The organism is Pseudomonas knackmussii B13 (assembly GCF_000689415.1).
Lineage (GTDB): Bacteria > Pseudomonadota > Gammaproteobacteria > Pseudomonadales > Pseudomonadaceae > Pseudomonas > Pseudomonas knackmussii.
In genome coordinates this window covers 2,350,647-2,368,242 of record NZ_HG322950.1, presented here as the reverse complement: position 1 = coordinate 2,368,242, position 17,596 = coordinate 2,350,647, and the positions used below count along the sequence as shown (strand labels likewise).

Here is a 17,596-nt window from a genome sequence, read left to right as displayed (position 1 = left end):
CCCAAGCAGTAAGCAATACCTACACAACGCAGTGCTGGCAGTTACCTCGAAGGGTACAGCGCATCAAGCAAGAAGGAGCTTGAAATGAAACTGATCGCGCAAACTTCGATTTCAATGGATGGGCAAGGGGCCGCCAGGCTCTGGAAGTTCAGCTCGTCATTCCTCTTGGCGGCGGCCATCTCCATGACCACCCATGCCTGGGCAGCCGAAGCGCCCAAGCCCGCCACCGACGCCACCAAGGCGGCCAACGACGCCCTGCTCCAGGAGTTGCCGTTCAACGACAAGACCTCGTTCGAACTGGCGCACAAGGGCTTCATCGCGCCGCTGCCTTCGGACCCGATCAAGGGCGAGAAGGGCAACATGATCTGGGACCCGGCCAAGTACAACTTCATCAAGGAAGGTGAAGCGGCACCGGCCACCACCAACCCCAGCCTGTGGCGGCAATCGCAGCTGATCAATATCTCCGGTCTGTTCCAGGTCACCGACGGCATCTACCAGGTGCGCAACTACGACCTGTCGAACATGACCATCGTCGAAGGCAAGCACGGCATCACCATCTTCGACCCGCTGATCTCCAGCGAGACTGCCAAGGCGGCGCTGGATCTCTACTTCAAGCATCGTCCGAAGAAGCCCGTGGTGGCGGTGATCTACACCCACAGCCACGTGGACCACTACGGCGGCGTGCGCGGCGTGGTGGACGAGAAGGACGTGAAGGCCGGCAAGGTCAAGATCTACGCCCCGCTGGGCTTCCTCGAACACGCCGTGGCCGAGAACGTGATGGCCGGCACCGCGATGAGCCGCCGCGCCAGCTACATGTACGGCAACCTGCTGCCGCCGAGCGAAACCGGCCAGCTGGGCGCAGGCCTGGGCACCACCACCTCCGCCGGCACCGTGACGCTGATTCCGCCGACCGACATCATCTCCAAGACCGGAGAGAAGCGGGTGATCGATGGCCTGACCTACGAGTTCCTCTACGCGCCGGGCAGCGAGGCGCCGGCCGAGATGATGTACTACATCAAGGAGAAAAAGGCGCTGAACACCGCCGAGGACTCCACCCACACCCTGCACAACACCTACTCGCTGCGCGGCGCGAAGATCCGCGAGCCGCTGCCTTGGTCGAAGTACCTCAACGAGGCGCTGAAGATGTGGGGCGACGACGTCCAGGTGATGTACGCCATGCACCACTGGCCGGTCTGGGGCAACAAGGAAGTGCGCGACCAGCTGTCCTCGCAGCGAGACATGTACCGCTACATCAACGACGAGACCCTGCGCCTGGCCAACAAGGGCCTGACCATGACCGAGATCGCCGAGCAGGTGAAACTGCCCAAGGGCATCGCCCAGCGCTTCTCCAACCGTGGCTACTACGGCTCGCTGAACCACAACGTCAAAGCCACCTATGTGCTGTACCTCGGCTGGTTCAACGGCAACCCTCCCCCTCTGTGGCAGCTGCCGCCTGACGAAGAGGCCAAGCGTTACGTCGACATGATGGGCGGCGCCGATGCCGTGCTGAAGAAGGCCAAGGAGTACTACGACAAAGGGGACTTCCGCTGGGTAGCCGAGGTGGTGAACCACGTGGTCTTCGCCGACCCGAACAACCAGGCGGCGAAGAACCTCCAGGCCGACGCCCTCGAGCAGCTGGGCTACCAGGCCGAGAGCGGCCCGTGGCGCAACTTCTACCTCACCGGCGCGCAGGAACTGCGCAACGGCGTGCAGAAGCTGCCGACGCCGGACACCGCCAGCCCCGACACCGTCAAGGCGATGGACCTGGACCTGTTCTTCGACTACCTGGCCATGCGTCTGAAAGGGCCTGAGGCGGCGGACAAGCACATCACCCTCAACTTCGACTTCACCGACCTCAAGCAGAAGTACACGCTGGAAATGGTCAACGGCGTGCTCAACCACACCGAGGGCGTTCAAGCGAAGGATGCCGACGCCACCATCACCCTGACCCGCGACACCCTGAACAAACTGATGCTCAAGCAGGCCACCCTGCAGGACGCGGAAAAGTCGGGTGACGTGAAGGTCAAGGGCGACCAGGGCAAGCTCGACGAGCTGATGAGCTACATGGACAACTTCGACTTCTGGTTCAACATCGTCACTCCGTGACGCTCCACCTGATGCTCTAGTGCATCGAGGCAAGCCACTGGCAGTTGCCAATGGCTTGCCTTTTTTCTATCGGAAAGGATGCGCCAGACCTGAGCGACCTACGCTTGATACATCCCATTGCCCCGGAGCGTCCGGCAGTCAGACGTACCCAGGTAGCCATGGTCAAGTCGCTCGGACTGGAGGCCACTGCAGGATGGAACGGCTCATGGACACCATTCGCGGCACTGCATTTCTGCAGTTTGGCGAACTGCTTGCCGAACGCGGCGTATCACTTCGCTCGCAACTCTCCCCCCATCGCATTGGCATGGAGGTCGTAGGCGATTACGAGAAGAAATTCTCCTACAAGAGCCTGGCGCAAATCTTCGAAGGCAGCGCCCATGCCCTTGCCATGCCCGAGCTGGGTCTGGAACTGGCGACGCGCCAGAAGTCCACGCTGCTCGGCCCGCTCCAGCATCTGGCACAGACGGCCCCCACCGCAGGTGAAGGGCTGGTGGCCGTCGTGCGCTACATGCGCGTCTACAGCCCCTCGATCCTTTTCCATCTGGAGCGCAAGCCGGGCTGTACGCTGCTTTGTTTCGACAACGCACTGCCCTGTATCGAGGAAATTCCGCAGATCGTTGAAAAATCGCTTCTGCATGGCCGGCTGCTGATGACCGAACTGCTTGGCGTGCCGCTTCAGCCCAAGACAGTACTGCTGCGCCACCAGCCACAGGCGGGAGCCGAGGTCTATCAGCGCTACTTCGGTTGCCAGGTCCTCTTCGGCCAGGACTGCAACGCCCTGGCGATCAGTCAACGCGATATGCAGCGCCCCTGTTCCCGGCATGACGCCATGCTGCATTCCATCGTGAAGTTCTATCTGGAGGCGCATTCGCACGCGGATGAGAAACTCGCCTTCGAGGTGGAGCGCCACATCCACGCCTTGCTGCCCAAGCAGCGCTGCAACCTCGATGAGATCGCCAAGATTCTCGGCCTGCATCCACGGACGTTGCAGCGGCGCCTGGCAAGGGACGGCTTCGACTTCGAGGAGCACGTAGACGAAATTCGCCGGCAAAGGGCCGAGCAGCTTCTGGGGGAGTCCGATCTGTCCGTGGTGCAAATAGCCCAGGAACTGGGCTATCGGCGCGACACCTCGTTCTACCGCGCGCATCAACGCTGGTACGGCATGCCACCCCTGGAACACCGCAGGTTGCTTCGAGATTAAGCCAAGGTAGGTGTTCAAGTGACCGCTTCTGGCCGATTGGAGCCAGTCGCGAGTGGCTGCAACCGACCCGAACCTGCCGGTCGCGAAGGGCAGAGGCGGCCAACCGCAGCCCTTCGCTTCTCCTTGCCAGCACATCGCACGCCTTGCCCGCCATCCGAGTGGTTGGGCGATTCCATGCAGGGCGCGCGTGAGTTCAGTCCGCGCTCTGTTCCGCTGGGGTATCGGCGGCGGGGGCTGGGACACGCGCTTTTTGCTTCGCTCGATTTCGGCGGTCCTGGCTGCGCTGCCGCGATGCCTGCTGCTTCGCATACTGCGCCTGAGTGGCCGTCACGGTACCCGCTGCTTGGCCATTCAAGTCCAGGCGCGGCGCATTCTCCACCATGCATGCCCAGTAACGTGTTCCCTTGCACCAGGAGGTGATGCCCAGCTTGAGCTGTTCGCTGGTTATTCCGAGCAGCTCCAGGTGCTGCTCAGCATCCTGGAGGATGCCCAGCTTGAGCGGAACCTTGGGCGCCGGATTGACAGGGAAAGCCAAGGGGAAGTGCTTCTGCAATCGCCAGATCGCTTCCACCGCGGGGTCCTGGTCACGCGGCTTCGCCTTCGGGGCGGGCCTCTGCTTGGGGCGCTTCGCGCTATCGGTCTTTGCCTGCTCTTTTTCAGCCCGCAGGCGGTCACGTAGTCCAGCTAGTTGTTCAAAACCCATCGTTCAATTCACAGCTTCGAGGTTGATTCGTGGCGCAAGGGTATTCCAAATGGCCTTCGGGATCAGCTGAATCAGGACGATCAGCCCACAACTACCTCACTGATCTGTAGCACTGGCGTCTGGTCGGTGTAATTCGCGATGTCCGCCAGAATCTCTTTTGCGTGTGGACCGAAGCCCGCCTGAAAGGCCTCCACGGAGTCACAGAAGATGTGGCACATCCCAACGTATGTCGCCGGGGCTCCGGGCTCTCCACCGGCCAGTCCCTTATCGATCGTGTAGTACTTGCATTTGTCTCCCATGCGTTCCTTCACCAGAGGCATATGGATGTCTCGGTAATAGTCGTGGTCGAGAGATTCTGGCGTCTGGTCGGTGTAATTCGCGATGTCCGCCAGAATCTCTTTTGCGTGTGGACCGAAGCCCGCCTGAAAGGCCTCCACGGAGTCACAGAAGATGTGGCACATCCCAACGTATGTCGCCGGGGCTCCGGGCTCTCCACCGGCCAGTCCCTTATCGATCGTGTAGTACTTGCATTTGTCTCCCATGCGTTCCTTCACCAGAGGCATATGGATGTCTCGGTAATAGTCGTGGTCGAATCGAACGCCTGGGGCATTGGGGTACATCACGCTAACTTTGATCATGGGCAAGTCTCCAACGATTAGGACCGGGTTGCATTCCTGCCTATCATGCCCGCTTGCGGCCACGGTTGGCAGCAATCTGGCCTTTGCCCTCACGCGCCAGCCTGCCACCCCTGCGCCAAGGCGGCTTCAGCGACCGTTTCTGGCCGTTCTCCGCCGTTCGCCTCCTGGGCATGTACGGATCAAGTCGGGTGCAAACGGCGGTCAGCACGGATGCAACCGACTGGTCAGCGGCAATGCGATTGGTTGGTCAGGTGCGATGCAAGCCCGTGCCAGTCTCGGCCCCCCCTGCCCCACTGATCGCGGCGTGAGGCGCCGCGATCCAGCGGCCTGAGCGGGGTTACTTGGTCCAGAGCGGATCGGTGGTGAAGGTGATGGTCAGCCAGCGGTTGGGGCCTTCGCCGCCGATGGCCTCGCCGATTTCGTCGCGCAGCCGGTCCCACTCGTCCAGGGTCTGTGCCGGCCAGCCCGGCGGGACGATGAAGTACAGCTCGATCTGCTGCGCCCGCCCGACCTTGGCGACATAGGCCTCATAGTCAACGAAGCCGTGTTTCGAGACAGTGGCCGCGGCCACCTCGTCGACGTGCTGCTTCAGGTCAGGCGGGGTGACCAGCAGGATGTCCTTGAAGGCCTGGCGAATGGTCAGCAGCGGTATCGGCAGGATGGCCAGGCAGATCAGCGCCAGGACCGCCGGGTCGACATAGGGGCCGATCTGCGCATGGCCACTCGCCGTGGCAACGTCGCCGACGACGAAGGCGATCAACAGCGCCAGGGAGATGCTGCCGGACATCACCCAGGACTTGGCGTCGAGGGCGACGAAGTCCGAGCCGATGCGCCGATTGGCACGGAATTGCACGGCGGCCAGGGCGAAACAGGCCACGGTTGCGACCGCCGCATAGAGCATGGCGAAACCGAACTCCAGCGCGTGACCGCCGCTGAGCAGCCGGCCTATGGCGTTGATCAGCGCGTACAGCGTCACGCCGCACAGCAGCGTGCCGTTGAGCGCCAGGACCATCGGCTCCAGGTGCCAGAAACCCATGTTGAAGCGCTCGGCCAGGCGCCGGCTGGCGTCGCCTTCGGTGGTGTGGCGGCGGATCAGCGTCGCCACCATAAGCGCCAGGCCGCTCATGCTGGCATCGGCCAGCGAGTAGACGCCGTCGAAGACGATCGAGAAGGAGCCCGAAAGCAGGCCGACGACGATACCGAAACCGGCCAGCAGCACGGTCACGAGGATGGAAAGGCGCAGGATGCCTTGTTCGGTTTTCATTGCAGGGGCTCCTTGCGCCTCCGGGGTCACGTCGCCCGATGCAGGCCTGGCTGGCGCTGGCGGCTTCGCTGGGGGGCGCGACTATAAGCCAGGGCCCAAACCGTGGCTATCGGCGCCCGGGCAATGTCGCTGTGCATTGTCGCAAGTGCGCTGGCCGCTATTCGGGGCATGCCCATCCGCCCCATGGCAACCCCGCGTGGCATGCCGCTACCGGCCGGAAGCGAAGCCTCGCGGACGCAAATGCCTGGCCCATAATCCTCACGCCACGACCGTCATCACCCCCGAGGAAAGCGCACCATGGCCAAGTACCTGATCTCCTTCCCCAGCGCCGCGATGATCGTGCCCGACGGCGAGCTGGAGGCCGTGGGCCGCGACGCGCGAGCCGTGATCGAAGACGCGAAGGCCGCCGGCGTCTACGTCTTCGCCGGCGGCATCGACGAAGCCGTGCCACCCCTGCTCGTCTGCGCCGACGGTTCGTTCGCCGAGGGCGGCTACCCCTGGGCCCCCTCGCTCGACGGCGGCTTCACCGTGCTCGAGCTGCGCTCTCGCGAGGACGCCATTGCGTGGGCCGCGCGTATCGCGAAGGCCTGCCGGTGCCAGCAAGAACTTCGCGTCTTCGGGTTCGACCCGCAGTCCTGAGGGGTTGTTGGCTGCTCCAGGCATGGACCGCAGACCCATGCCGCCCACGGATAGTCCCCGGCCGGCGAACCAACATGCGGTGCGCTCGACACCCCGCCCCGCCTTCGCGCAAGCGCCCCCCACTGAACGCCGGCTCCAGCGCAGCAGGTGCCGATCAGCCTGGAGCGGTCCGGGCAGCCCCCCGTCGAGCCGAGGCGCAGGGCGCCAGACCGGCGAAGGCATGCGAGGGATGTGGCGAGCCCGCAACGCTCACCGCGCGCGGGCGTTACAATGGCGCCCCTCCCCGATCCCCCGGATCGGGCACGCCCGGAGCCCGCTGCAGATGTTCACCCTCGTAAACCTGGACACCACCCCGCCCGAAGCCCTGAAGAGCCAGGTGCTGCAGATGGTGGTGGACTACTTCAGCGACATCAGCCCGGTGCCGCTGACGCCCAGCAACCCGCTGTACCAGCTGTATCAGTACGTGATCGGCTACGAGGTGCACCTGTATCTGCAGACCATGAACGGCACCCCGGAAAGCCCCGCGCGCCTGATCCTGGCACTGGCTGACGAAGACCCGTCGCAGGTGCTGGGTTTCGCCCTGTACCTGCCGAGCCAGGACGATGCCGAAGCCTGCACCCTCGCCTACCTGGCCGTGCAGGCCAGCCACCGCCGGCACGGCATTGCCCGGGCCCTGTTGCAGCAGATGATCGAGCAGCGCCCGCATGTCGAGCTGGCCTGCGCGGCGAGCAAGGTGCCGGTGTTCGAGTCGATGGGCTTCCGGGTATTGGCGGCGCAGGGGCCGCACGTGCTGCTGAACACCCGCGACCACCGCTCGAACGGCATGGTCGCCGTGCAGGACCTGGCGCCGATCTTCCAGTCCAAGGAAGTACGGCAGATCCACGCCTACCTGCTGCAGCAACGCGGCAAGAAGGCCATGAGCGAGGCCGAAGACAAGCGCGACCGCCTGCTCGACCAGATGGCCTACCAGGCCCAGGCGCTGGTTAAAGAGCGCTTCCCCACGATTCACTGACGCCCCGGGGGCGAAGCCTGCCGCCCCATCGGCATCCAGCCCAAGCGAAACGCGCTGACGCGCCGTGCCGTTTGACGTTAGGAATCACTAACAAATAGGATTGCGACTCACGCAAGATCCACCCCAAGGCGCGCGTAGCCCGAAGCGCATCGTAGCCGCGCCGGCGCGGTCGGTGGATCGCCGCAAAAACAAGAAGCGATCCTTAGGCACTCAGAGCCACAACCGAACAGGGTCGAGCCTGCTGCCCGGTCCGCCCCAGCACCCGCGGGCAGGCCGGTTACTGGCCACTGCCCTTCGACGAAGACCGATTCGCCGTGAATGATTTCTCGCAGATCTACCACCACCTGAGCGAACTGGTGATCGAGCCCGTCTCCAACCAGTTCTGCGGCATCTTCGACCTGAACGGTCGCCTCGGCGTGCTCTTTCTCTTCATCTCCTATGCAGTCGCCTACGGCCTGTACCGATCCAGGAAGCAACGCGGGCAGACGGACGCCCCTTCGTTCTGGCAATTCATCGGCGGCAACCGCGTGCACTTCCATCGCTCGGCGTTGCTGGATTACCGCTACTACTTCGTGCGGGCCATCCTGACCGTCGCCTGGGTAGTGCCCATCGCGGGTCTCGTCGATCCCTACATCCTGGAATCGGGCGACTACATCGCCTTCTTCACCCGCCTGTGGGGCGAACGCCCACGCACGGGCGCGGGCCTCTCCCTCTCGCTGCTGTACGGGTTGGGGTTGTTCCTGCTGAACGACCTCAGGAACTACTGGGTCCACCGGGCGTTTCACAGCCGCTGGCTGTGGGCGTTCCACAAGGTGCACCACTCGGCGCCCGTGCTGGTGCCGGTGACGGCGAGTCGCATCCATTTCGTCGAAGACATCGTTGAAAACCTGGTGACGTCCATCACCGTTGGCGCCTACGCGGGGGTCTTCTGGTACCTGTGCGGCGAAGAGGTCAGCCGCTACACCCTGTTCGGCGTGACCTACCTGGTCTTCATCTTCAATGCCTTGGCCTCGAACCTGCGCCACAGCCATGTCTGGCTGTCGTTCGGGCCGATCATCGAGCACGTGCTGAACAGCCCCGCCCAGCACCAGGTGCACCACAGCGACTCCCCCCGGCACTTCAACAAGAACTTCGGCACCAACCTGTCGGTGTGGGACTGGATGTTCGGCACGCTCTACGTCACCAGCCCAACGCCCGAGCACATCCGCTTCGGCGTCGGCGAGCAGCATGAAGACCGCTACCTGACGATCTACAGCCTGATCGCCGCGCCCTTCGTGGAAACGATCCGCAAGCTCCGCCCGGCGAAGGAGCCCAAGGCTGCGCCGACCGAGGCAGCGTCTACGCAGTATTCGTAGCGGGCGACGAGCGAAACGGCAGCCCGCGATGACCCTGAACGTCGCGTCGCCCGCCAGGCAAGCGCTTGTCGCTCACGTCCAGGGTTGGGCAATACCAGGCGCCCTGCATCTGCGCGGCCCTGCTCTCTTCTGTTCTGCAGCCCTGCCAGCAAAAAGCCCGGAAGAAGGACACCCGATGTGACCAAGCCTCCATGCAGCCTGTGCGCTGCCGATTCATCCAGCGTGGCGATGAACTTCGCGCAGGTCCGCTAGACCAGCACTTGGCGGGTGCTGGCAATCAATTCATGCACCTGGCGTTCGACATGCGCCTCTGTCGGCGTTTCCGGACCGCGGCCGCGTGGGCAGGGCAAGCTCGGAGTAGTCCCGAACAGGCGGCAGATCAATGGACGCTCCTCGTAGACTTCGCAGCCGTTCGCCCCCAGATGCACGCAATTCCATTGCGCCAGGGCCGCGTCATGCTCAGCGTCGCTTTTCACGGGGAGTCGCGACACTTCTTCGGACGAGGCGGTCACCGGCCCACAGCAGTCGTGGCAGCCTGGCACGCAGGCGAAAGCCGGAATCTGCCGACGCAAGTGCTCGATCTTTCGACGGGTTGTACAGCTCACTTGATTGGCCAACTCATTTCGTCATTCATCGTTAGCGGAAGCCAGGCGGTGCCTCGACGCGCGCCTTGCGCTCGCCAGGAACTCCCAGGCGCAGCGCTCGTGGCCAAACCGCACCAGGCCGATTCCCGGGCAGACCATCCAGAACCCTTCACCCTGGCCGGTCAGCTGCTCGCGTTTCACTGGCCAGAAAGTCGCATCCCAATGGCCGGCAACTCAGATATGGATCTCTGCGCTCTTGATTCCGAGGTCACGCAGTTCGTGGATCAGGTCATCCAGGTGCGCGAACGACTCGACTTCCTCGTTCTCATCCACCAGGAAAAAGCTTCTCCCGGCGTTCTTCTTGAAGAACACGATCCACTCTTTGGTGTTGGTGGGATTGGCAATCACATGGGTGTCGAAGGATACACCCTCGGCATGCCGGGCCCTCACATCAGTTCGTCTCATTCATTGCACCCCTCTGCGTCTTGCTACTCGGCGGCCCGGTGGCTGCGGCAACCGGGGACTCACTTCAGCACCGGCCGGCCTTCCTGCTGGAGCCGCCAGCGCCGGGCATCAACCATTATCATTACATGATAATGCAATTCACATTCCCCAGTTGATGAGCCTGAGATGACTGCGGTACCCGGGCTGCGAATGGGGACGGGGCGATGTTCCTTGCCGGGTCATCCCGGAGGCCTGTTACGAAGAAGCCCGTCACGCACCAGAACAAGGCCATGCGTGCACGCCATCGTTACATTCCACCCCAGCACCCCACTTCAGGCAAACCGCCCTCCCCCGATCAATCTCCACAAAATCAATTACTTGAGCCCATTCACAGGCTCGTGGCATGGGTTTTGCCTTTTTGAATTCATGGATAATTGGATCCAAACATCCAAAAGGAGCGACCCCATGCGCCTGGTACCTGCCCCGCGCCAACCCATGAGCGCCGAAGACGAGGCCTACGACTACCTGCTCGAAGCCATCTGTACCGGCCGCTACAAGACCGGCGACCGCCTGGTCGCCGAAGACATCGCCAGCGACATCGGCATGAGCCGCATGCCGGTGCGCGGCGCCTTCAAACGCCTGGACGCCGAGGGCCTGGTTACCCTGCGGCCGAACCGCGGGGCCATCGTCAGCGGCCTGAACATCGAGGAGATGCACGAAGTCTTCGAGATGCGCAGCGCCCTCGAAGGGCTGGCGATCCGCGTCGCCGTCCCCAAGCTCACCGAGCGCGACATCGCCCGCCTGGAGCGGATGCTCGACGAAATGGACGACTACCGCGACGACAGCGCCGAATGGGTCAGCCGTCACCGCGCCTTCCACGAATACCTCTGCAGCCTGGCCGGGCGCCCGCGGCTGATGCGCCAGATCACCGCGCTGTACTCGGTGATCGAACCGCACATGCGCCTGTGGTTGCAGCACGTCGACAAGCCCATGAGCGCCCGCGAGGAGCACGCCGTGATCCTCGACGCCCTGCGCTCGGGCGATGCCCGCGAAGCCGAGCGGGTGCTCTGCGAGCACATCGAGGGCACCGTGCCCTCGCTCACCCGGTTCCTCGAAGCAACGGGCGCCTGAGACCCGACCTTCGCCTGTCCCACTGAACTGCCCCGGCAACCTCACCCACTGGAGCTGAACATGTTCGTACGCAGGATTCCGCAGTGCCTTATCGCCCTTTGCCTGGCCGCCCCGCTCGCCCACGCCGACACGGTGAAGATCCCCGACCGCCTGCAGAACGCCGACAAGATGGTGTTCTGCGGCGGCATGGACTCCCCGCCCATGGGCTTCTACGACAGCTCGCAGAAGCTCACCGGGGTCACCGTCGACCTTGGCGAAGCCATCGCCAAGCGGCTGGGCGACAAGAAGATCGAGTGGCGGGTGACGCCCTTCTCCGGGCTGATCCCGGCGCTGCTGGCCAGGCAGTGCGACATGCTGGTCGACCAGCTGTTCGACAAGCCCGAACGGCGCCAGGTGATCGACATGGTCAACTACATGTACTCCAGCCAGGCCGTGGTGGTGACCAAGGGCAATCCCAAGGGGATCCACACCCTGGACGACCTCTCCGGGAAGAAGGTCGCGGTGCTCAACGGCTCGACCATCCGCACCCTGCTCGACGCCCATAACGAGCAATTGAAGAAGGCCGGCAAGGCACCGATGACGGTGGTCGTCTACAACACCGACACCGATGCCTTCCAGGCCCTGCGCATCCAGCAAGCCGACGCCTACGGCACCACCGTGGAGACGGCGGGCTATTACCAGGGCATGGCACCGGACCTCTTCGAGATCGGCGTACCGGCGTTCGCGCGCATCGGTACCGGCCTGGGCATTCGCAAGGAAGACAAGCAGCTGAGCGAAGCCGTGCAGCAGATCATCAAGGACATGCAGGCCGACGGCAGCTACCACGCGCTGCTCGCCAAATGGCATATCGAAGGCGACAAACTCGACTGAGGTGACCGGTCATGAACTTCAGTTGGGACGTGTTCTGGCAATACCTGCTCAAGCCGAGCGACATCTACCTGTACGGCCTCTGGCTGACCTGCGTGATCGCCGTCGGCGCCATGCTCCTGGGCTGCGTGCTGGGGCTGCTCGCGGCGTTGATGCGGCTGTCGTCCAACCCGCTGCTGCAATACCCGGTGCGCTTCTACGTGTGGCTGATGCGCGGCACGCCGCTGCTGGTGCAGATCGTCTTCCTCTACACGGCCCTGGCCGCCGGCGGAGTGTTCCGCTTCGAGGACCTGAACCTCGGGCTGTTCATCCTGCCGGGCAACATCCAGGCGGCGATCATCGCCCTGGGCCTGAACGAGGGCGCCTACATGGCCGAGATCATCCGCGCCGGCATCGGCGCGGTGGACAAGGGCCAGTACGAGGCCGGGCGTTCCCTGGGCATGACCTTCGCCAAGCTGATGCGGCGCATCGTCCTGCCCCAGGCCTTCCGCGTCATCGTTCCGCCGCTGGGCAACGAGTTCAACGTGATGCTGAAGAACACCACCCTGGTCAGCGTGATCGGCGTGCAGGAACTGCTGCTGAGCACCCAGATGGTCACCTCGGCGACCTTCCGCGTGTTCGAGCTGTACCTGGTGGTGGCCATCTACTTCCTTCTGCTGACCACCCTCTGGGGCTTCTTCCAGCGCTGGCTGGAAAATCGCTTCGGCAAGTCCGAGGGCCACGCGCCGGCGCCTAGCCGGATGTTCGGCCAGCAGGCCATGAAACTGCTGAGGGGGCGTTGAGATGATCCCGACCGCGAAAGACGTGGTGATCCAGGCCCGCGACGTGCACAAGGCCTTCGGCGAGCTGGAGATTCTCAAGGGCGTGTCGCTGGACGTACACAAGGGCGAGGTGGTGGTGCTGATCGGCGCCTCCGGCTCGGGCAAGACCACCTTCATCCGCTGCATCAACCTGCTCGAAGACATCCAGGGCGGCAGCATTCGCGTCAACGGCGAGCTGATGGGCTACCGCGAGCGTGCCGACGGCAAGCTCGTGCGCGACTCGGAAAGCAACATCGCCCGGCGCCGCCGCGACATCGGCATGGTGTTCCAGCGCTTCAACCTGTTCCCGCACATGACGGTGCTCGAGAACATCATCGAGGCGCCGGTACAGGTGCTCGGCGTGCCGCGCGGCGAAGCCCTCGAACTGGCCCGCCGCCTGCTCGCCCGGGTGCGCCTGGCGGACAAGGCCGAGCACTACCCTGCCCAGCTCTCCGGCGGCCAGCAGCAGCGCGTGGCCATCGCCCGCGCCCTGGCGATGAAGCCGCAGGCGATGCTCTTCGACGAACCCACCAGCGCGCTCGACCCGGAAACCGTGGGCGAGGTGCTGCAGGTGATGAAGGAGCTGGCCGAGGAAGGCATGACCATGGTGGTCGTCACCCACGAGATGGGCTTCGCGCGCGAAGTGGCGGACCGCGTGGTGGTGCTGCACCAGGGCGAGCTCATCGAAGAAGGTCCGCCAGCCCAGGTGTTCGGCAACCCCCATCATCCGCGCACGCGGGAATTCCTCAGCCGCGTGCTGTGATTCAAGGACTCTCTCCATGCTGAGCTTTTCTGCCCACGAATACCCCTATGCCTCCCAGCGCCAGAGCGTGTTCGCCCGCAACGGCATGCCCCAGCCGCGGCCCGCCGAGGCCGGCATCGCCATGCTGCGCGCCGGCGGCAATGCCATCGATGCGGCCATCGCCACGGCTGCAGCGCTGACGGTGGTCGAGCCCACCGGCTGCGCCATCGGCGGCGACGCCTTCGCCCTCGTCTGGATCAAGGACCGACTGCACGGCCTGGACGCCAGCGGTTACGCCCCGGCCTCGCTGTCCATCGACAAGGTGAAGGCCGCGGGCCACGCCACGATGCCGGTGCACGGCTGGCTGCCGGTCACGGTGCCGGGCATTCCCTCGGCCTGGGCCGAGCTGTCCGAACGCTACGGCAAGCTGCCCTTCGCCGACCTGCTGCAACCGGCCATCGCCCTGGCCCGCGACGGCTTCCCGGTGTCGCCAGTTGTCGCCCACCAGTGGCGCATCGCCCAGGCGGAATACCAGGCCAGCCGCGAACGCGAGCCGGTGCTGCAAGCCTGGTTCGACACCTTCCTGATCGACGGCCAAGCGCCCAGGGCCGGCCAGCTGTTCCGCAACCCGGCGCAAGCGCGGACGCTCGCCGAACTGGCCGAGACCCGCTGCGAAAGCTTCTATCGCGGCAGCATCGCCCAACGCCTGGCAGCACATTCGGCGGCCACCGGCGGCCAACTGAGCGCAGCGGACCTCGCCGGCTACCGGCCGAAATGGGTCGAGCCGATCAAGGCCAATTACCGTGGCTACGACGTCTGGGAGATCCCGCCCAGCGGCCAGGGCCTGATCGCCCTGATGACCCTGAAGATCCTCCAGGGTTTTGACTTCGACCAGCGCGACAGCCAGCTCACCTGGCACCGCCAGCTGGAAGCGATGAAGAAGGCCTACGCCGACGGCCTGCACTACATCACCGACCCGGAACACATGCGCGTGGCGGCCAGCACCCTGCTGAGCGACGACTATGCCGCCCGCCGCCGCGCCGAGATCGGCGAGCGCGCCCAGGCTCCGCAGCACGGCGACCCGCACGCCAGCGGCACGGTGTACATCGCCACCGCCGACGGCGAAGGCAACATGGTCTCGTTCATCCAGAGCGCCTACCACGGCTTCGGCTCGGGCGTGGTGCTGCCCGACAGCGGCATCGCCCTGCAGAACCGCGGCTCGGAGTTCAGCCTCGACCCGGCCCACGCCAATGCGCTGGCCCCGGGCAAGCAGACCTTCCACACCATCATCCCCGGCTTCCTCAGCAAGGACGGCGTGGCGGTCGGCCCGTTCGGCGTCATGGGTGGCTACATGCAGCCGCAAGGCCACGTGCAGGTGGTGATGAACCTGGTGGACTTCGGCCTCAACCCGCAAGCCGCGCTGGACGCCCCGCGCTGGCAATGGCTGGGCGGGATGAAGGTGGGCATCGAGCAGAGCGCTTCGCGCGACCTGGCCTTCGCCCTCGCCCGCCGCGGCCACGAGGTGGAAGTGGCATGCGACCTGACCGATTACGGTCGCGGCCAGATCATCGTTCGCGACCCAGAAACCGGCGTTCTCTGCGGCGGGACTGAACCACGGGCCGACTCGCACATCGCGGTCTGCTGACAGCTATCGGCCAGGAGCCAACATGCCCCTCAAATCCATTCCGGCCAGCGAGCTGGCCATTTCCCCGCTCGTCCTGGGCGGCAACGTGTTTGGCTGGACGATCGACGAGAGCCGCTCGCTGCGCCTGCTCGACACCTTCCTCGATGCCGGCTTGAACAGCATCGACACCGCGGACATGTATTCGACTTGGGTGCCAGGCCACAGCGGCGGCGAGTCCGAACGCATCATCGGCAAGTGGCTCGCCTCCCGGCCCGGGCAGCGCGACCGCATTACCTTATTCACCAAGGTAGGCGCCGAGCTCTCGCCGACCCGCAAGGGACTCTCGCGACGCTGGATACTGCAGGCGGCGGAGGATTCGCTGCGACGCCTGCAGACCGACTACATCGACCTCTACTTCTCGCACTACCCGGACCCGCAGACGCCGCACGAGGAAACCCTGCGCGCCTACGAGGACCTGGTCGCCGCCGGCAAGGTCCGCGCCATCGGCGCCTCCAACTTCAGCCCGGCCCAGTTGCAGGCGGCCAGGGCGACCGCCGACGAACTGGACCTGCCGCCCTACTCGGCGCTGCAGGTGGAATACAACCTCTACGACCGCGCGGGGTTCGAGTCCGAAAGCCTGCCAATCGCCATCCAGCAAGGCTGCGCGGTGGTGACTTATTTCAGCCTCGCCTCCGGCTTCCTCTCGGGGAAGTACCGTCGCTTGGCCGACCTCGGCGACAGCGCCCGCCGCGAAGACCTGGAGAAGTACTTCGACGCGCGCGGCATGCGCATCCTGGCCGCCCTCGACCAGGTCGCCGAAAGCCACGGCATCGCCCCCTCGGAAGCCGCGCTGGCCTGGCTACGCCAGCAGCCGGGAATCACCGCACCCATCGCCAGCGCCACCAGCGAAAGCCAGATGGCCAGACTGATCCGCGCCAGCACCTTGCAGCTCGATAGCGACAGCCTGGCACTCCTGAACGGCGCCAGCCGCGCCGCAACGGCATAGCGAAGGCGCTCCGTGCTGGGCGAGCCGGCCAGCGCTCAGCACGGTTTTTCCCACCGGGAATGGAGAATGATGTTGCACAGGTCCACCCGCTCGAAGGTGGGATCCCGGTGGGCGAGGAAGTCGTCGTTGAAGGTGCCGAAGGTGCTCGCGGGGCGGTGCTTCATGCCCTGGTAGAAGGTGTCGATCATCCGGTTGGCGAAATCGCGCTCGCGGGGATAGTCCGCCAGGACCAGGCTCCTTTCTTCATCGGTGAACTGTTCGAATCCCCGCCCGGCCACGTCCATGCCCGCCCCCGCCTGCAGCAGGGCGATTTCGGCATGCATGTGCTCCGCAATCCCCGGCGTGGTATGCAGCGCGACGGCATTCCAGACCCTGTCGATGTCGGATTCGCTGATGCGATGGCTGCGCAGGAAATCGCGCGCGGCGTTCGCCCCATCCACCTCGAAGCGCAGCTGGCTGTCGCGATAGAGCGTCGTGAGGCCGATGTCGTGGAACATGGCGGCGACATAGAGCAGTTCGGGGTCGAAGGTCAGGCCCCGTCGCTCGCCGAGCAACGCGCCCCACAGATAGACGCGCGTGGAATGCGCGAACAGCAGTTCGCTGCAGGTGTCCCGGATGAGCTGCCTGACCTCGCGTGCCAACTGGCTGTCCGGCAGCGCAGCGCCGCGCGTGGTTTTCGTTTGCATGGTCACTACCTCCTTCGTCTGGTTCGTCTACCTGCTTACCCCGACGTTGCCGAGGGAGCGGGCAACGCCGGGGGCGTTCATCTCCCGGGTGGCCCGCTCAGCCCTTCCAGGCCGATGCGCGGATCACGCTGCAGAAGTTGCCTCGATAGAAATGCGGCTCCTTGTCGCAAATCACATCGGCCTTGACGTTGCCGAAGGTGGTCTCGGGCTTGTGCCGGATACCGTCGTAGAAGGCCTGGATGATGTCCTCCTTGAACTGCTCGGTACGCGGATGCTCGTGCACCACGGCTTCGCGGTCAGCCTCGGCGAAGCTGTGGTAGCGGATGCCGAGCACATCCATCTCCACGCCTGCCGTCACCAGCGCGATCTCCGGCGCCATGAACTCGGGAATGCCCGGCGTCGTGTGCAGGGCGATGGCGGTCCAGACCTTCTCCACCTCGCGTTCGCCGATGCCGCGGCTGCGCAGGAAGTCCGCGGCCGCATTGGCGCCATCCACCTCGAAGCGCTTGTCATGGCTGCTGTGCGCAGCGGTCAGCCCCATGTCGTGGAACATGGCGCCGGCGTAAAGCAGTTCCGCGTCGTAGCGCAACCCGCGATGCCGGGCCGCCAGCGCGGCCCAGTAGTAGACGCGGCTGGAGTGGTGGAACAGCAAAGGCGATTCGGTATCGCGCACCAGCTCGGTGATTTCGCGGGCCAGCTTGCTGTCGGGAATGGCGATGTCGCCGAGTGTGAGGCTCATGGTCGACTCCTGTTCGGTGGGGGTTGTTTCGAGTCTATGAGTCGCCGCACAATGT

Annotated in this window: 18 protein-coding genes; 11 read left to right on the top strand and 7 right to left on the bottom strand. The window is 64.6% G+C overall.

The genetic code is table 11. The features are described from left to right. The first annotated feature begins 183 nt into the window (after positions 1-183). Together PKB_RS11235 and PKB_RS11230 are read left to right on the top strand one after the other, a co-directional pair. Positions 184-2,106, top strand: a complete 1,923-nt coding sequence (locus PKB_RS11235; protein WP_052355431.1) for an alkyl/aryl-sulfatase — start codon at positions 184-186, stop codon at positions 2,104-2,106. A 205-nt stretch (positions 2,107-2,311) separates the two neighbouring features. After that, the gene (locus PKB_RS11230) at positions 2,312-3,307 is read left to right on the top strand and encodes an AraC family transcriptional regulator (protein WP_043251749.1); all 996 of its coding nucleotides are present in this window, start codon (positions 2,312-2,314) and stop codon (positions 3,305-3,307) included. A 193-nt stretch (positions 3,308-3,500) separates the two neighbouring features. Here PKB_RS11230 and PKB_RS11225 read toward each other — a convergent pair whose 3' ends face one another. The 3 genes from PKB_RS11225 to PKB_RS11210 form a co-directional block, all read right to left on the bottom strand. Then, positions 3,501-4,010 (bottom strand): ProQ/FinO family protein, encoded by a 510-nt coding sequence (locus PKB_RS11225; protein ID WP_043251748.1) that lies wholly within the window; start codon positions 4,008-4,010, stop codon positions 3,501-3,503. 80 nt (positions 4,011-4,090) lie between these two features. Then, positions 4,091-4,648, bottom strand: a complete 558-nt coding sequence (locus tag PKB_RS30330; RefSeq protein ID WP_084166612.1) for an EthD family reductase — start codon at positions 4,646-4,648, stop codon at positions 4,091-4,093. 337 nt (positions 4,649-4,985) lie between these two features. Beyond that, positions 4,986-5,912: a cation diffusion facilitator family transporter gene (locus tag PKB_RS11210; protein ID WP_043251747.1), complete on the bottom strand. Its 927-nt coding sequence runs from the start codon at positions 5,910-5,912 to the stop codon at positions 4,986-4,988. Between the two features lie 297 nt (positions 5,913-6,209). Between PKB_RS11210 and PKB_RS11205 the strand changes: the two genes are divergently transcribed. From PKB_RS11205 to PKB_RS11195, 3 genes are all read left to right on the top strand, one after another. Then, on the top strand, positions 6,210-6,551 hold the full coding sequence (locus tag PKB_RS11205; RefSeq protein WP_043251745.1) for a YciI family protein: 342 nt from the start codon (positions 6,210-6,212) through the stop codon (positions 6,549-6,551). A gap of 322 nt (positions 6,552-6,873) precedes the next feature. Next, on the top strand, positions 6,874-7,563 hold the full coding sequence (locus tag PKB_RS11200; protein WP_043251743.1) for a GNAT family N-acetyltransferase: 690 nt from the start codon (positions 6,874-6,876) through the stop codon (positions 7,561-7,563). A gap of 314 nt (positions 7,564-7,877) precedes the next feature. Beyond that, complete coding sequence (locus tag PKB_RS11195; protein ID WP_052355239.1) at positions 7,878-8,918, top strand: sterol desaturase family protein; 1,041 nt, start codon at positions 7,878-7,880, stop codon at positions 8,916-8,918. A 248-nt stretch (positions 8,919-9,166) separates the two neighbouring features. Here PKB_RS11195 and PKB_RS29070 read toward each other — a convergent pair whose 3' ends face one another. Both PKB_RS29070 and PKB_RS11190 read right to left on the bottom strand, forming a co-directional pair. Beyond that, positions 9,167-9,523 (bottom strand): YkgJ family cysteine cluster protein, encoded by a 357-nt coding sequence (locus PKB_RS29070; protein ID WP_084166789.1) that lies wholly within the window; start codon positions 9,521-9,523, stop codon positions 9,167-9,169. A gap of 213 nt (positions 9,524-9,736) precedes the next feature. Next, entirely contained in the window at positions 9,737-9,967 is a 231-nt protein-coding gene (locus tag PKB_RS11190) for a hypothetical protein (protein ID WP_043251741.1), read from the bottom strand. A 444-nt stretch (positions 9,968-10,411) separates the two neighbouring features. Here PKB_RS11190 and PKB_RS11185 point away from each other — a divergent pair, with 444 nt between their 5' ends. The 6 genes from PKB_RS11185 to PKB_RS11160 are packed head-to-tail and all read left to right on the top strand — an operon-like array spanning position 10,412 to position 16,116. Further along, on the top strand, positions 10,412-11,077 hold the full coding sequence (locus tag PKB_RS11185) for a GntR family transcriptional regulator (protein WP_043251738.1): 666 nt from the start codon (positions 10,412-10,414) through the stop codon (positions 11,075-11,077). Positions 11,078-11,137: 60 nt separating this feature from the next. Further along, positions 11,138-11,947 carry an ABC transporter substrate-binding protein gene (locus PKB_RS11180; RefSeq protein ID WP_043251736.1) on the top strand — a complete coding sequence of 270 codons (810 nt, stop codon included), beginning with the start codon at positions 11,138-11,140 and terminating at the stop codon, positions 11,945-11,947. 11 nt (positions 11,948-11,958) lie between these two features. After that, on the top strand, positions 11,959-12,726 hold the full coding sequence (locus PKB_RS11175) for an amino acid ABC transporter permease (protein WP_043251734.1): 768 nt from the start codon (positions 11,959-11,961) through the stop codon (positions 12,724-12,726). 1 nt (position 12,727) lies between these two features. Then, entirely contained in the window at positions 12,728-13,507 is a 780-nt protein-coding gene (locus tag PKB_RS11170) for an amino acid ABC transporter ATP-binding protein (RefSeq protein WP_043251732.1), read from the top strand. 16 nt (positions 13,508-13,523) lie between these two features. Further along, a complete protein-coding gene (locus PKB_RS11165; protein ID WP_043251731.1) occupies positions 13,524-15,131 on the top strand; it encodes a gamma-glutamyltransferase family protein in 1,608 nt (535 codons plus the stop codon). A 22-nt stretch (positions 15,132-15,153) separates the two neighbouring features. Next, positions 15,154-16,116: an aldo/keto reductase gene (locus PKB_RS11160; RefSeq protein ID WP_043251730.1), complete on the top strand. Its 963-nt coding sequence runs from the start codon at positions 15,154-15,156 to the stop codon at positions 16,114-16,116. 35 nt (positions 16,117-16,151) lie between these two features. Here the strand turns inward: PKB_RS11160 and PKB_RS11155 are convergent, their stop codons facing one another. Both PKB_RS11155 and PKB_RS11150 read right to left on the bottom strand, forming a co-directional pair. Then, a complete protein-coding gene (locus tag PKB_RS11155) occupies positions 16,152-16,802 on the bottom strand; it encodes an HD domain-containing protein (protein WP_043251729.1) in 651 nt (216 codons plus the stop codon). Positions 16,803-16,899: 97 nt separating this feature from the next. Then, positions 16,900-17,541 carry an HD domain-containing protein gene (locus PKB_RS11150; protein WP_043251728.1) on the bottom strand — a complete coding sequence of 214 codons (642 nt, stop codon included), beginning with the start codon at positions 17,539-17,541 and terminating at the stop codon, positions 16,900-16,902. Between the last annotated feature and the right edge of the window lie 55 nt (positions 17,542-17,596).